This window comes from Asticcacaulis sp. AC466, from assembly GCF_000495815.1.
Classification (GTDB): domain Bacteria; phylum Pseudomonadota; class Alphaproteobacteria; order Caulobacterales; family Caulobacteraceae; genus Asticcacaulis.
Window position 1 is genome coordinate 54,911 of sequence record NZ_AWGE01000012.1, and the last position, 16,252, is coordinate 71,162.

A 16,252-nucleotide genomic window follows, 5' to 3' on the forward strand; every position below is an offset into this window, starting at 1 on the left:
TACCGGTATCAAATGCACGTTTCAGTGTCCATAGCGGTTCGATCAGTATCGAACCGCTATGGACCGCATCTTAGTCGGGATTGCCCCCAATCCCCGTGTCCATTCAGGCATATTCCTGCAACGGACGGACATCCAGTTGGTTGTCGCGGCCGCTCTTGATGGCGCGGGTGGCGGCGACGGCGCCGGAGGCCGTGGTGTAGTAGGGGATCTTCATCATCAGGGTGGTGCGGCGGATCGAGAAGCTGTCGGCCAGGGACTGCTTGCCTTCGGTCGTGTTGAAGACCAGGTCGATCTCACCGTTCTTGATGGCGTCCAGAATGTTCGGACGGCCTTCCAGCACCTTCTTGACGGCTTCGATTTCCAGGCCCTGGGCCTTGAGGTAATCGGCCGTGCCGCCTGTGGCGACGATCTTGAAGCCCAGATCGATCAGGGTACGGATCGATTCAACGACGATCGGCTTATCCATGTCTTTCACGGAGACGAAGACGCGGCCCGATTGCGGCAGGCGAACGCCCGACCCCTGCTGCGACTTGGCGAAGGCGCGTGAGAAGGCGTCGATCATCTCTTCGCCGTCCCGCACCCAGTCCAGGCCCATGACTTCACCGGTCGACCGCATTTCCGGCCCGAGAACCGTATCGACATTGGCGAAGCGCGCGAACGGGAAGACGGCTTCCTTGACCGCGACGTGGCGGTAGTCGCGCGGAGTCAGACCGAAACCGGCGAGGGGCTCGCCCGCCATGACCTTGGCGGCGATGCCGGCCAGAGGTTGACCCAGGGTCTTGGCGACGAAGGGCACGGTGCGCGAGGCGCGCGGATTGACTTCCAGCACGAAAATCTGCGGAGCGTCCGAATAGGGGTGCAGGATGGCGAACTGAACGTTCATCAGGCCGCGCACGTGCAACGCCTTGGCCAGTTCGACCGTCTGGCGTTCCAGTTCCTTGACCGTTTCCGGCTTGAGCGAGAAGGGCGGCAGAGAACAGGCGGAATCGCCTGAGTGCACACCGGCCTCTTCGATATGTTCCATGATGCCGGCCACGAAGACATCCGTGCCGTCGGCCAGGGCGTCGGCATCGACCTCGATGGCGGCGGACAGGTACTGGTCGATCAGGACCGGGCTGTCGCCCGACACCTTCACGGCCTCACGCACATAGCGGGTCAGTTGTTCGTCGTCGCGAATGATTTCCATGGCCCGGCCGCCCAGGACGTAGGAGGGGCGAATGACGATGGGGTAGCCGACCTCATGCGCCGCCTTGAACGCCTCTTCGGGCGTGCGGGCAATGGCGTTGATCGGCTGGGTCAGGTTGATGTCGCGCAGCAGATGCTGGAAACGTTCGCGGTCTTCGGCCAGGTCGATGGCGTCGGGTGAGGTGCCGAGGATCGGTATGCCTTCGTCTTCCAGCGCCTGGGCCAGTTTCAGCGGCGTCTGGCCGCCGAACTGCACGACCACGCCCTTAAGCGTGCCCTTGGACTGTTCGACATGGATCAGTTCCAGCACGTCTTCGGCCGTCAGCGGTTCGAAATAGAGCCGGTCGGAGGTGTCATAGTCGGTCGAAACCGTTTCGGGGTTGCAGTTGACCATGATGGCCTCAAGCCCGATCTCCTTGAAGGCGAAGGCGGCGTGACAGCAGCAATAGTCAAATTCGATGCCCTGGCCGATCCGGTTGGGGCCGCCGCCGAGGATGATGGCCTTGGCGCGGTCCGACGGATTGGCTTCGCATTCCGGCACCTGACCCAGGGCGCCCGATTCGTAGGTCGAATACATGTAGGCGGTCGATGAGGCGAATTCGGCGGCGCAGGTGTCGATGCGCTTGAACACCGGACGCACATTCAGTTCCTGACGGGCGGCGCGGACGTCCTTTTCGGACTTTCCGGTCAGATGAGCCAGGCGGGTATCGGAGAAGCCCATGGCCTTGAGTGTGCGGAACGCCTTGGCCGATGTCGGCAGGCCGAGCGCGCCGATCTTGGCTTCTTCGGACACGATGGTTTCGATCTGGCGCAGGAACCACGGTTCGTATTCGCATGCGGCATTGATGTCTTCGACCGACAGGCCATGACGGAAGGCCTGGGCGATGACGCGCAGGCGATCCGGCGTCGGACGGCCCAGTTCGCGGATAACGGCGTCGCGGATGGCATTGAGGTCTTCGGCGGTTTTTACGCCGGGAATTTCGATCTCGTCGAAGCCCGACAGGCCGGTTTCCAAGCCACGCAGCGCCTTCTGAACCGACTCGGCGAAAGTGCGGCCGATGGCCATCACTTCACCGACCGATTTCATCGAGGTGCCGAGCAGCGGTTCGGAGCCAGGATATTTTTCAAAGGCGAAACGCGGAATCTTGGTGACGACGTAATCGATCGACGGCTCGAACGAGGCGGGCGTCGTCTTGGTGATGTCGTTTTGCAGTTCGTCGAGGGTGTAGCCGACGGCCAGCTTGGCGGCGATCTTGGCGATGGGGAAGCCGGTGGCCTTGGAAGCCAGGGCGGACGAGCGCGACACGCGCGGGTTCATTTCGATGACGATCATGCGGCCGTCGCGCGGATTGAGCGCGAACTGCACGTTCGAGCCGCCGGTTTCGACGCCGATTTCCCGCAGCACGGCCAGCGACGCCGAGCGCATGATTTGATATTCCTTGTCGGTCAGGGTCAGGGCGGGGGCGACGGTGATCGAATCCCCGGTGTGCACGCCCATCGGATCAACGTTTTCGATGGAGCAGACGATGATGCAGTTGTCGGCGGTGTCGCGCACGACTTCCATCTCGTATTCCTTCCAGCCGAGGATCGACTCTTCGATCAGCACTTCGGTGGTCGGCGACAGGTCGAGGCCGTTGGCGACGATGTCCTTGAATTCTTCCATGTTGAAAGCGATGCCGCCGCCGGTCCCGGCCAGGGTGAAGGAGGGGCGGATGACCGCAGGCAGACCGCCAATGCTGGTAAGGCCGTCCATGGCCTCTTCCATGCTGTGGGCGACGGCGGACTTGGCCGATTCGAGGCCCAGCTTGTCCATGGCGTTACGGAACTTCTGGCGGTCTTCAGCCTTGTCGATGACCTCGGCTTTGGCGCCGATCATCTCGACATTGTACTTGGCCAGCACGCCGGAATTTTCCAGGGCCAGCGCGGTGTTCAGCGCGGTTTGACCGCCCATGGTCGGCAAAAGTGCGTCCGGACGTTCGCGGGCGATGATCTTTTCGACGAATTCGGGCGTGATGGGCTCGATATAGGTGGCGTCGGCGATGTTCGGATCGGTCATGATCGTCGCCGGGTTCGAATTGACCAGGATGATGCGGTAGCCTTCTTCGCGCAACGCTTTGCAGGCTTGAACGCCGGAATAGTCGAACTCACAGGCCTGGCCGATAACGATCGGACCGGCGCCGATAATGAGAATGGACTTGATATCTGTGCGTTTGGGCATCTCGGTCTTTCGTACACATATAGCGGGCTGCGACGGGCACAGTCCGGTGAGAATATACGCCTGTCGGCGCTGCATGTTTTATGGCTAAGCGGGTGCTTTAGTGGCTTAGGGCGCGGGTTGCAAGCACTGATCTTAAGAAAGTTTATCGGAACCGATTTTGCCTGTGAACGTCGGGCTGGAGACGGGGCTTGCTTTGTGCTATAATCACGGCAAATAGCGCAAAGGGACCGGTGTTGTCCGGTATGACCTCCGTTTCAGGCATGACCAGTACCGTCCGGCACGCATCTTCACAGATGAAAGGGTGACTAAAAATGGCTGCGCATATGAAATGATGGATATGGAACAAATAGTGAACATGATGCGGTTCAAACCATGCTTGGAGCATGTCATAATCGATGCTTGGAGCATGCTAACCATAATCCAGAATCCAGAATAAGATGATGGTGATGATAGGCGCGCCCGCAGGTTTGCGAGCCGAAGGGATCGCCATGCCCTATGGCTTTGGCAGGGCAAGGCGTGGAAAATGTTGATAATATATTGTTTAAAAACGATTTTTTGCAATGTCTGGAATGGGCTTGCAAGCCGTCGCGGCTGTTTTAGCCTGGTCTCGTGGTCGCAGCGATGGCCCATGCACCGACTGGCCGGAGGCGTAACGGGGCGCAAAACCACCCGTTACGGAGCACGATTCGGTGTCACAGAAACGCGCACTTTCGGTAACGGTTGCGGTGTCGCCGAAACGCGCGCCAACGCGACAATCCTGTCGCGTCTCTTAGATGACAGGATCGCCTTAGGCGGGAACCTTGGCGGCGCGCATGTTCTGGGCGAAGCGTTCGAACAGGTAGAGGCTGTCAACCGGGCCAGGCGAGGCTTCCGGGTGGTGCTGCACCGAAAAGACCGGCTTGCCCGTCATGGCGATGCCGCAGTTGGAGCCGTCGAACAAAGAGACATGGGTTTCGACGACGCCGTCGGGCAGCGAGTCGCGGTCGATGGCGAAGCCGTGGTTCATCGACACGATTTCGACCTTGCCGGTCGTTTCGTCCTTGACCGGGTGATTGGCGCCATGGTGGCCCTGGCTCATCTTGATGGTCCGCGCGCCCAGCGCAATGCCGAGCATCTGGTGGCCCAGGCAAATGCCGAAGATCGGCAGGCCGGCCTCAACCAGCTTGCGGATGACGGGCACGGCGTATTCCCCGGTGGCGGCGGGATCGCCCGGACCGTTGGACAGCAGCACGCCGTCCGGGCGACGGGCCAGGATGTCCTCGGCCGTCGTCTTGGCGGGCACGATTTCGACGTCGGCGCCGATATCGACCAGCGCGCGCAGGATGTTCTGCTTGACGCCATAGTCGATGACCACGACCTTGAAATCATGCTTGGTGGCGGGTTTGAAGCCTTCCGGCCATTGCCACAGGCCGGTGGAATAGGCCGCCGACTGCGCCACAGTGGCGTCGATCGCCAGGTCGAGCCCATTCAGGCCTTTCCACTCGCGGGCCTTGGCCTTCAAGGCGTCCAGGTCGAACTGGCCGGTCGGCGAATGGGCGATGACGCCGTGCGGCATGCCGTTTTCGCGAATGGCCTTGGTCAGGCTGCGCGTATCGATGCCGGAAATCCCGACAATGCCGCGTGCGGTCAGCCAGTCGTTGAAGCTCATCTCGGCGCGCCAGTTGGCCGGCGGGGTCGGCGCGTCGCGGAAGATGGCGCCCTTGGCGGCGCGCTTCGGATCGTTGCCCAGCTGTTCGACATCGTCCGCATTGACGCCGACATTGCCGACGTGCGGGAAGGTGAAGGCAATAATCTGTTCCATGTAGGACGGATCGGTCAGGATTTCCTGATAGCCGGTCATGGCCGTGTTGAAGCAGACTTCGCCGAGCGCGTCGCCGACGGCGCCGCAGCCCAGGCCCTGATAAACCGTGCCGTCCGCTAGGACCAATACACCCGTGCAACCTTCCAGAAGTTCAGTTGTCATGGGGTATCATCTCCTTTGAAGTCACAGGCGGCAGGCGTGCACGCAAACGGCGGCACACATAGGGACATGGGCCGCGGTTATCAAGTGTTAATTGTGCGTCGGACATCACGAAGTATTATGGCAAGAAGTATATGGCACGAAGTATACGGCACGAATATACAGCCCGAATATGCCGCGGGCTTAAGCAGGGCGCCGCCTGGCGCGAATCATCTGTTAATATGTGTTAATTCCGATACCCAACCGGCACAGCGAAAGTTTATAACACCCCCGTGCGTTTCGACGATCATTTCCTGGAAGAGCTGAAAAATCGCCTGCGGCCCTCCGAGGTCATCGGCAAGAGCGTGAAATTGCGCCGCAATGGCCGCGAATGGGTCGGTCTGTCGCCCTTCACCAAGGAAAAGACCCCGTCCTTCTACGTCAACGACCAGAAGCGCTTTTATCACGACTTTTCCTCCGGCAAGCATGGCGACATCATCTCCTTCCTGCAGGAAACCGAGCGCCTGAGCTTCAACGAGGCGGTTGAGCGTCTGGCCAGCGAGGCCGGCATGGCCCTGCCGGTCGAAACGCCCCAGGCCAAGGCGGCGGAAATCAAGCGGCGCGGCCTCAGCGACTGGATGGACCTGGCGCACAAATGGTTTGTGGCCCGTTTGCAGGACAAGACCCCGGCGGCCCAGAACGCCCGCGATTACCTGGAGCGGCGCGGCCTGTCGGCGGAAGACATCGCCACCTTCGGCCTGGGCTACGCCCCGCGCGACCGCACCGCCCTGAAAGACGCCATGGTCCAGCGCGGCGCCAAGGTGTCCGAACTGGTCGAATGCGGTCTGCTGATCGAGGTCGAGAACGGCTCGGCCCCCTATGACCGGTTTCGCGACCGGTTGATGTTCCCGATCGAGGACCAGCGCGGCATCGTCGTGTCCTTTGGTGGGCGGGCGCTCAATCCCGATGACAAGGCGAAATATCTCAACGGCCCGGAAACCACGCTTTTCCATAAGGGCCAGATGCTGTTCGGCCTGCCCAAGGCGCTGAAACTGCTGGGCGCCGAGGAGCAGCACGCCGAACTGGTTGTCGTCGAAGGCTATATGGACGTCATCGCCTGCCAGCGCGCCCATGTCGCCGCCGTGGCCCCGCTCGGCACCGCCCTGACCGAGGAGCAGATCGACATCCTGTGGCGCCGTCATGAGGAGCCGACCCTGTGCTTCGACGGCGACAAGGCCGGCCAGCGTGCCGCCTTCCGCGCGCTCGACCGCGCCCTGCCCAAGCTGAAACCTGGCCGGTCATTCAAGGTCTGCCTGCTGCCGGGCGGTCAGGACCCGGACGACCTGTTGCGCGAAAAAGGCGCGCTGGCCTTGCGTGAAGCGCTCAAGGAAACCAAGCCCTTCGTCGAGGTCCTGTTCACGCGTGAGGCCGAGGCTGAACCGCTCGATACGCCCGAGCGCAAGGCCGGGTTGAAAAAGCGCCTGCGCGCCCTGGCCGCCCAGATCGAGGACAAGGACCTGGCCGACAGTTACCGTCAGGACCTTCTGGAACGGTTCGATGTCCTGGTCACGCCGCAACGGCCCGCCTTCCAGCCCCGCGCGCCCTTCGTGCCGAACGGTGAGTTCAAGGGGGGCAAGGGCAATTGGAAGAAGGGTGAGACCTATATTCCGCCTGCCATGCAGGAATCGAAGGTGGCGGCGCAAAACCTGTCGGCCGCCCTCGACCCGACCTCGGCCAGCATTGCCCAGGGATTGATCGAAAATCCCGAGTGGCTGATGGACCAGGTCGAGGGGCTGGAAGCCTATGGGCTGGGCGAGGAGGCCCTGATGCCGCTGTCAGCCGCGCTGGTTGCATTGAGTTTTCAACATGAAGGGCTTGACAGGGACGGTTTGAGTCGCCATCTGCACAAACAAGGACTTGGAGCATTGTTAGGCGAGATTCAGAAGGCGGCCCTTAAAGCTGGCGCGCCATTCCTATCGAAGGACCTATCTCAAGCTGATGCCCACGCCCGCTGGATACAAGCGTTTAACGCGGTCTCGCGTTTGACGGCCTTGGATCGTGCCTTGAATTCGGCCCGCGAACAGGTGGGGACAGAATTTTTTTCACGGCTCAAGCTGGAACGCGATGCCCTGCGGAAGTCCTTGCGAAGCGGACAAATCTGGCAAGACGAGACCTCCTAAAAACCGTGCAGAGTCATGTGGTTAAGGGTTCGTTTAGACTATGCCGAATATGACACATGTGCCGTATCCGCAGGCCGCGGATACAATGCGGAGACCCATATGAGCGTGACAAAATGAGCACACAGACGGAAAAACCTGAAAACGACTCCCCGTCCGATGGGCCCTTGCTCGACCTGACCGATTCCGCGGTCAAGAAATTCATTAAGGCCGCCAAGGCGCGCGGCTATGTTACGATGGATGAGCTGAACAAGGTTCTGCCATCGGAAGAATTTACGTCGGAACAAATCGAAGACACCCTGGCCATGCTCACCGAAATGGGCGTGAATGTCATCGAGTCCGAGGAAGAAGCTGCCGAGGGCGGCGAAGTCGTGGTTCGCGAAGAGGCCGGCGCGGTGGTGGAAACCACCAAGACGTCGAACTATGACCGCACCGACGACCCCGTCCGCATGTATCTGCGTGAAATGGGATCGGTCGAGCTGCTGAGCCGCGAGGGCGAAATCGCCATCGCCAAGCGCATCGAAGCCGGCCGTGACACCATGATCCGGGGCCTGTGCGAAAGCGCCCTGACCTTCGAAGCCATCATGATCTGGCGTGAGGAACTGGGCTCCGGCCGCATTCTGTTACGTGAAATCATCGATCTGGAAGGCACTTACGGCGGCGGTCCGTCGGAAGGCCCGCCTCCGGGCGCTCTGGGCGAAGAGGTTGAAGGCGAAGAGGCCGACATTGTCGTTCCGGCCCGCGCCGCGCCCGCGCCGGTGGTCAAGGCGCCGGAACCGCCCAAACCCGTCGAAACCATGGCTGTCGTGGAAGCCAAGCCCGTCGAGCCCAAAAAACCCAAGGGCGAGGACGACGAGGACGACGACTACGTCCCGATGGACGAAGAAGAAAAGAAGCCCGAGCCCGAAGAAGAAGACGACGACGACTTCGATGACGGCGCAGGCCCTTCGGTGTCGGCCATGGAATCGGAACTGCGTGACGGCGTGATGGCGACACTTGACGCCATTGCCGGCGAGTTCGAAATCTATCGCGACACCCAGGAAAAGCTGCTCAGCGCCAAGCTCAAGGGCGAGCCCGTCGATCCGGCTGACAAGGCCGCCTATGACGAGGTCACCTCGACCATCACCCGTCACCTGAAGACGCTCAAGCTCAACAACCAGCGGATCGAAGCCCTGGTCGAACAGCTTTACGGCATCAACAAGAAGCTGATGGGCCTGGAAGGCCGCCTGCTGCGCCTGGCCGACAGCTACGGCATTTCGCGCACGGAATTCCTTCAGGCCTACTATTCGCGTGAACTCGATCCGCAATGGACCGACAAGGTGCGCGATATGGGCATCCGCTGGCAGAAGTTCGTCGACAACGACTCCGGCGCGGTCAACCGCATTCGCGGCGAAGTGACGCAACTGGCCACCGACATGGGCGTGGCGGTCGATGACTTCCGCCGCATCGTCGGCACCGTTCAAAAGGGCGAGCGCGAAGCCCGTCAGGCCAAGACCGAAATGGTCGAAGCCAACCTGCGCCTCGTTATCTCGATCGCCAAAAAGTACACCAATCGCGGCCTGCAATTCCTCGACCTGATCCAGGAAGGCAATATCGGCCTGATGAAGGCGGTCGATAAGTTCGAATACCGCCGGGGCTACAAGTTCTCGACCTACGCCACCTGGTGGATCCGTCAGGCGATCACCCGCTCGATCGCCGACCAGGCCCGGACCATCCGTATCCCGGTGCACATGATCGAAACGATCAACAAGATCGTTCGTACGTCGCGCCAGATGCTACATGAAATCGGCCGCGAACCGACACCGGAAGAACTGGCCGAAAAGCTGGCCATGCCGCTGGAAAAGGTCCGCAAGGTTCTGAAAATCGCCAAGGAGCCGATCTCGCTCGAAACCCCGATCGGCGACGAAGAGGATTCGCACCTCGGCGACTTCATCGAGGACAAGAATGCGGTCCTGCCGATCGATGCCGCCATTCAGTCGAACCTGCGTGAAACGACCACCCGCGTGCTGGCGTCCCTGACGCCGCGCGAGGAACGCGTTCTGCGCATGCGCTTCGGTATCGGCATGAACACCGACCACACCCTGGAAGAGGTGGGTCAACAGTTCTCGGTCACACGCGAACGTATCCGCCAGATCGAAGCCAAAGCGCTGCGCAAGCTCAAGCACCCCAGCCGGTCGCGTAAGCTGCGGTCGTTCCTGGATTCATAGGGCCTAAACTCCTAAGTCTTTCCATCGATGCACAAACGAAAAAGCTCCGGGCTACGGTCCGGAGCTTTTTACATGTCTGGATGGCGGCCGTCGCCCCTGGTGATCGCTTATCTGGCCTCTTCTTCTTAGATCTGGGTGTGCGCGGAAGCGTAGGCCGTGGTCAGGCGCGTGCTGAGTGGCGTCACCTTTAGCTTTGCGGGTACTTTCAGCGAAATAACCTCAGACGCCGTCTGCGGCGGGACCGCCACGCAGGCCTTGAACGTCCGTGTCGTCTCGTCGAGACGCTCATAGGTATGACAGGGCGAAGGCGCGTAACCCCGTAGGAACCAAGACAAAATATGAAGGGGCCGCATTTTGCCCTTACGTCACGCGTCCGGGCAGAGATATCGGAGGTGTCTTTTTTACATCATGCGCCGCGAAATAGTGTCAAAGCGATAGATTTTCGCCAATTATGGGCTGTAACCGCCCATGGCCTCGGTACGTGGTTAATCTTACGCTAACCTTGTTATCCTACCCCTGTCCACAAGGCGTGATTTGTATACGATTGGCGAGGGCGATTGTATACGATTTGACGGCGGTGTTTGGGGGCGTATGAGTAGGGTGGGGCGCGTAATGTCACGACATATTGGGCTATTGGCAGGGGTTTCATCTCTTATTTTCCTGGCCGGAGCCCAGCATGGGCTGGCGCAAACAGCCGATTGGCAGGTCTCAGGGACATTTGCCGTTGCCAGCGAAGGCGTTAGCAAGGATGTTGCCGAAACGGCCGGGCGCGGACAGCTGAAAGGCGCCATTGAAGCCGCCCGCGGGCCGTTTTTCATCGGTGCACAGTGGCGCAATCTGCACGAAGCCGGCGGCATCGACGGACAGCAGGAATATGTGCTGGGTCTGAAAGGTCAGTCCGCGGGCTTCGATCTCGACTTCAGCGGCGGCTACAAGATCAAGAACAATGCGCCATCGGGTTTCGATGCGCATTTCGTTGAATGGCAAGCCGATGTTTCCCGCACCTTCGCCAATGGCACAACTGTGCGCGTAACGGATGTCTATACGTCCGATGCCCCAGGCGCGACAAAAGGCGACAACTGGATTGAAGCCGGTCTATCGCAGGCGATCAGCGCACGCTGGTCCCTGTCGGGGGCTGTCGGCACGCGTAGCCGGACGCCGAAGGACAACTACAACGCCGTCAATTTCGGTACGACCTACGCCATTCTGCCCCGCACCAAAATCGATCTGAGATATTACGACACGGATCGCCATGACGCTGGGGATGCTCTCAAATCTCGTCTTGTTCTGCAACTGATGCAAAATTTCTAATTCAATACGACTGTCCGTTCCCTGGAGTTCCCATGCTAAAAACCCAAAAAATCGGCGCTAAAATGATGGCGATGCTGGCGGCCATTGCGCTCATCACCTTGGCCTCCAGCCTCGCCATCTTCCTTATGGAATCGGCGGTCGATAAAAACAGCCGATGGAATGACCACAGTTATCTGGTGTTACAAAATGCCGATGCGTTGCTGATGTCGATGGTCAATCAGGAAACCGGTATGCGTGGTTTCCTGATCACCGGGAATGACGCCAATCTTGATCCGTATAAAAACGGTAAGACAAGCTTCGACAGCCAGTTCGCCACATTGAAAGACCTCACCAAGGACAATCCGGCGCAGCAGCAGCGGCTTGACGCTATGAAAGAGATCGCGGACTCATGGCACAGTGACGTTACCGAACCGGCCATTTCCCTCGGCCGGAACCCGGCGACCCAGGCTCAGGGGCAGGACTACGAGAAGACGGGCAAGGGAAAGAGCTATGTGGATAGCTTCCGGGCTAAGATGACGGAATTCCGGGAGGCAGAATCCAGCCTGCTGACGGTGCGGTCCGAGGGTCTGGCGTCCTCTCTGTCCGGCATTGTTCTGACGATTATTCTGAGCAGTCTGGCGAGTCTTGGGGTGATTGTCGCAATCCTGTTCGCCGTATCGAAGATGATTGTTACCCCCATAACCAGCTTGACCAGTGCGATGGAAAAAGTGGCGCGAGGCGAGGACAATGTGAAGGTGCCGGGCGCCGAACGTGGCGACGAGATCGGCGCTATGTCCCGCGCCTTTGAAGACAACGCCAAGCGGGTTGCCGCCATGGCGGAAGCCCAGAAGGCGCTCGAAGCGTCTGCTGCCGAGCAGCGTAAGATCGCAACGCTGAAGCTTGCCGATGATTTTGAAAAGTCGGTAGGCGGTATTGTCACCCTGGTGTCATCCGCTGCTACCGAAATGCAGGCCGCGGCGGCACAGCTCAGCGCCACCGCCCAGGAGGCTTCGGCACAGTCAGTCGCCGTTTCAAGCGCCGCCGAAGAGGCCGGGGCCAATGTCACGTCCGTCGCGTCATCGGCAGAAGAACTCGGCGCCTCGGTGGCTGAAATCGGCCGCCAGGTCGAAACATCTTCGGCCATTTCTTCTGACGCTGTGCGCGAAGCCAATGAGGCTGTGCGGATTGTTGCAGAACTGAATGAGGTCGCCTCATCCATTGGCGGGGTGGTTGACCTGATCGCCGGGCTGGCTGGCCAGACCAACCTTCTCGCGCTCAACGCCACCATCGAGTCGGCGCGCGCGGGTGAGGCCGGTAAGGGCTTTGCCGTCGTCGCCTCCGAAGTTAAGGCCCTGGCTGGCCAGACGGCGAAGGCTACGACCGAAATTTCGAGCAAGATTGGGCAAATACAGGAGGCCACATCACGGGCAGCCGGCGCCATTCAAAGCATCACCGGGACGATCGAGAATATCAACCAGGTCTCTACGACCATCGCCTCAGCCGTCGAGCAGCAATCCGCAGCCACACAAGAAATCGTCCAGGCCGTCAATCAGGCCTCGGTTGGCACCCAGGAGGTCACCTCCAATATTACGGGCGTGGCGCTGGCCGCGGAGCAGACCGGTGAGGCGGCCTCACAGGTTCTCAGTTCGTCAGCCGAATTGGCCACGCAGGCGGAACGTCTGAATTTTGAAATGGACAAGTTCCTGACGACCGTTCGCGCGGCTTAGCCAGAAAGTTAACAGCCCGCCGAATTGTCACGGCGGGCTGTTATATTGTGGCCCCAATCCGCTGACTTTGCCCTTTGAATGAAGTTAGTCGGTTTGCGGTCGGGCCTTAATCAGTCCGCACAGTCAGCCTGCACAAAACAGCGTGGAAATTTCAGCGAAAAACGCGTCGGCCAGTCGTTTGAAATCAGCGACGGTCAGTCGGATATCATCGCCGTCTTTCAGGCCAAGAACGGATGTCGTCGGCGAAAGCGCGATATGGCCGTCCGACTGGAGCTTGTGATGATTGTGCATGATGCATTCGCACAAGGTGCGCACCTCGTTTATCGGACCTTCCGTGTACGCCTCTGGCGATATGGCGTCGAAATAGTGGTCCATAGCCAGGATGAGGTTGCGCAGAAAGACCGGTTCGAAGGCGTCGCGGGCCGCACCCATGGCGGCCGTGTCTTCGCCCGTCTGAGCGGCGATTAGAAAGGCGTGGTAGGTCGCCAGTTGCAGCTCGATCTTGGCACGGGCGTCGGCGATATAGGCAGCGCTGTAGCTATTGAGGCGGGGCATAACTGATCCATTTTTTGACGTTCCAGTTCACAACCCGTCCGTCGGTAATGTCAATGACCAGCAATCGAATAGGTGCCTGCCGTTTTCCACATTGACGCTTTATAACGAAATGCCTTCCTGTGGCGTGTCGCTGATGGGAACCGGCGATGCGTATCAGCTGGGATGTTCGGGGTAATGCCGCTTAGTAAACTTTCGCCCAGTGAGCAGGCAGATTTTTTCCGTCTTGTCCTGGATTCGACGGTCGAAGGCGTATGCACGATGGATGTCGTGGGTCGCGTCACCATGTGCAATGCCGCCTTCGTTGCCATGTTCGGATTCGATGCTCACGATCAGATCGTAGGCACCCTCATTCATGACCGTATCCGCCTTCGCCAGGACGAAAATGCTCACCCGCCGCAACAGTGCCCGATCTACCAGACGGTCTCTACCGGTGAAGGCTGTCACATTCCCTATGAACTGTTCTTTCGCGCCGACGGCAGCCGTTTTCCTGTCGAATATCGCGCCCAGCCCATGCGTCAGAATGGTGAGATAAAGGGCGTCATCTGCACCTATGTCGATATTTCGGACCGTGTAGCCCGCGACGAGCGCATCGCCAACATCCAGACCGTGGCCGACAGCGCCTCTGAACGAATCAATCTGGCGCTCGATTCCGGTGCGGTGGTCGGGACCTGGGTATGGGACATCGCGCGCGACCTCATCATGGGCGACGAACGGTTCGCCCGCGCGTTCAACCTGCCGCCAGATGACATTCAAAACGGATTTCCTGCCGGAGAAACCTATAAGGCCGTCCATCCGGATGATCGCGATCGCCTTGCCGAAGCCTTGCGGGCCACCCTGGAAGACGGCGCGCTTTTCACTACGGAATACCGCCTGCGGACGGCGGATGACTGGCTGTGGGTTGAGGCCAGTGGCGCGGTGGAGCGCGATGCCACCGGCGCGCCCGTCCGTTTCCCCGGCGTGCTCATCGACATCGACCAGAGAAAGCGCACCGAACGCGCCCTGGACGAGAGCCATTCCCAATTGCAGATGGCTCAGAAGGTCGGCGGCATCGGCGTTTTTGCCGTAAATGCGGGCGCGGACCAGATTACCGTGTCGGAAGAATTTTGCACCATTTTTGGCATTCCGGTTGCACCTGCCGCCTCGCTGGAGGAGATTTCCAAGCTTGTCCTGCCTGAGGACCAGACGGCCCGATCGACCCCTGAAGATCGGGCGCGCGGCACGACGCAACTGGAGACGGAATACCGCATCCGACGTCCATCCGATGGCGATATTCGCTGGATTTACCGGCGGGCCGAATTTACCCGCGACGAAGAGGGCAGGGCGCAACATCTGATCGGCATGGTGCAGGACATCACCGAACGCAAGATGGCGGCCCTGCGGCTCAAGGAAAGTCAGGACTATCTCAACCTGATGCTCGAAAGCGTTCAGGATTACGCGATCATCTCATTGGATGAAGCGGGCCGCATCGTCTTGTGGAATCCGGGCGCGCAGCAGATTTTCGGTTACAGGCTGCAAGACGTGCTGGGCCAGCATATAGAGATCATTTTCACGCCGGAAGACCGCGCCCATGGCGCGCCGCGCACCGAACTGGCCATGGCGGCGACCAAGACCCGCGCTTCGGACGAACGCTGGCATTTGCGCCAGAACGGCGAACGCTTTTACGCCTCCGGCACCATGTCGGCCATGTACGACGAAGCCGGCCGCGTAAAGGGCTTTATCAAGATTTGCCGCGACATGACGGCCCAGCAACAAGCCCAGGAAGCTCTGCTGGAGGCGCGCAACGCCGCCGAAGCCGCTAATATCGCCAAGACGGAGTTTCTGGCCAATATGAGCCATGAAATTCGCACGCCGATGAACGCCATTATCGGCCTGACGACCCTTCTGGCAAAAAGCCAGCCGCTCAGCCCGCGCCAGGCGGAGTATCTGCGCACTCTGTCTTCGAGTGCCGACAGTTTGCTGGCCTTGATCAATGATCTGCTCGATATTGCCAAGATCGAGGCGCGCACCGTCGAGTTGGAGCACATTCCCTTCAGCCTGACCCGCCTGTTGCAGGAAGTGACCTCAATGATGGCGGTTCAGGTGCGCGAAAAGGGGCTGACCTTTACCGCCGAAGGGGAGTGCGTCGAAGAACGGGTCTTCATGGGTGACCCGACCCGCCTGCGCCAGATTATCGTCAACCTGTGCTCCAACGCGATCAAGTTTACCGACACCGGAACCGTGCACGTGGCCATCACCTGCGAAGCCGGCGACTCGGCGGACAGCGAATATGTCACCCTTTCGGTACGGGATTCAGGCATAGGCATACCGCCGGAAAAGCTGGACACCATCTTCCAGAAATTCGTCCAGGCAGACACGTCGATTAACCGCAAATATGGCGGCACAGGCCTTGGCCTCACCATAACCAAGACCCTGACCGAAATCATGGGGGGCGCTATTTCGGTCGAAAGCGAGGTCGGTATGGGTTCGACCTTCGAGGTTCGCATTCCGCTGAAGGTGGCGACCGGCGACCAGGTGGCGCGAACGGAATATTCCCTGCCGGCGATGTTGAGCAGCACTGTGGAAGCTTCGCTTCAGCCCAAGGTTTTGCTGGTCGAGGACTATGAGCCCAATATCGTGGTCGCCTCGGCTTTTCTGGAGGATTTCGGCTATTCCATCGATGTCGCCCATAACGGCATAGAAGCCTTCGAAAAGATCAAAATGGGCAGCTACGTCGCCGTGCTTATGGACGTCCAGATGCATGGCATGAACGGGCTGGACGCCACACGGCTGATCCGGGAGTGGGAGGCGGCGCAAGGACGCGCCCCGTTGCGCATCATCGGCATGACGGCCCATGCCCTGGCCGGCGATCGGGAACGCTGTCTGAGCGTCGGCATGGATGACTATATCGCCAAGCCGTTCCGGCCCGAGGCGTTGCGGCAAAAGATCGCCGCCGGCGTCCCGGCTTAGAGTGCGAG

Annotated in this window: 9 protein-coding genes; 5 read left to right on the forward strand and 4 right to left on the reverse strand. The window is 59.9% G+C overall.

What is annotated here, in order from left to right:
* Positions 1-103: 103 nt before the first annotated feature.
* Complete coding sequence (gene carB / locus AEAC466_RS34835) at positions 104-3,403, reverse strand: carbamoyl-phosphate synthase large subunit (protein ID WP_023458484.1); 3,300 nt, start codon at positions 3,401-3,403, stop codon at positions 104-106.
* A gap of 787 nt (positions 3,404-4,190) precedes the next feature.
* Positions 4,191-5,366: a glutamine-hydrolyzing carbamoyl-phosphate synthase small subunit gene (carA, locus tag AEAC466_RS34840; RefSeq protein ID WP_023458486.1), complete on the reverse strand. Its 1,176-nt coding sequence runs from the start codon at positions 5,364-5,366 to the stop codon at positions 4,191-4,193.
* A gap of 269 nt (positions 5,367-5,635) precedes the next feature.
* Between carA and dnaG the strand changes: the two genes are divergently transcribed.
* Positions 5,636-7,522, forward strand: a complete 1,887-nt coding sequence (gene dnaG, locus AEAC466_RS34845) for a DNA primase (protein ID WP_023458487.1) — start codon at positions 5,636-5,638, stop codon at positions 7,520-7,522.
* Between the two features lie 113 nt (positions 7,523-7,635).
* On the forward strand, positions 7,636-9,726 hold the full coding sequence (gene rpoD, locus AEAC466_RS34850; RefSeq protein WP_023458488.1) for an RNA polymerase sigma factor RpoD: 2,091 nt from the start codon (positions 7,636-7,638) through the stop codon (positions 9,724-9,726).
* 125 nt (positions 9,727-9,851) lie between these two features.
* On the opposite strand, the gene AEAC466_RS34855 is transcribed toward rpoD, so the two are convergent.
* The gene (locus AEAC466_RS34855; RefSeq protein ID WP_023458489.1) at positions 9,852-10,079 is read right to left on the reverse strand and encodes a hypothetical protein; all 228 of its coding nucleotides are present in this window, start codon (positions 10,077-10,079) and stop codon (positions 9,852-9,854) included.
* 259 nt (positions 10,080-10,338) lie between these two features.
* Here AEAC466_RS34855 and AEAC466_RS34860 point away from each other — a divergent pair, with 259 nt between their 5' ends.
* Together AEAC466_RS34860 and AEAC466_RS34865 are read left to right on the forward strand one after the other, a co-directional pair.
* Positions 10,339-11,037: a hypothetical protein gene (locus AEAC466_RS34860; RefSeq protein ID WP_155913660.1), complete on the forward strand. Its 699-nt coding sequence runs from the start codon at positions 10,339-10,341 to the stop codon at positions 11,035-11,037.
* Positions 11,038-11,069: 32 nt separating this feature from the next.
* Complete coding sequence (locus AEAC466_RS34865) at positions 11,070-12,743, forward strand: methyl-accepting chemotaxis protein (protein WP_023458491.1); 1,674 nt, start codon at positions 11,070-11,072, stop codon at positions 12,741-12,743.
* Between the two features lie 123 nt (positions 12,744-12,866).
* Here the strand turns inward: AEAC466_RS34865 and AEAC466_RS34870 are convergent, their stop codons facing one another.
* Positions 12,867-13,298, reverse strand: a complete 432-nt coding sequence (locus AEAC466_RS34870; RefSeq protein ID WP_023458492.1) for a hypothetical protein — start codon at positions 13,296-13,298, stop codon at positions 12,867-12,869.
* Between the two features lie 174 nt (positions 13,299-13,472).
* On the opposite strand from AEAC466_RS34870, the gene AEAC466_RS43765 reads away from it, so the two are divergent.
* Positions 13,473-16,244 carry a PAS domain-containing hybrid sensor histidine kinase/response regulator gene (locus tag AEAC466_RS43765; protein ID WP_023458493.1) on the forward strand — a complete coding sequence of 924 codons (2,772 nt, stop codon included), beginning with the start codon at positions 13,473-13,475 and terminating at the stop codon, positions 16,242-16,244.
* Positions 16,245-16,252: the final 8 nt, after the last annotated feature.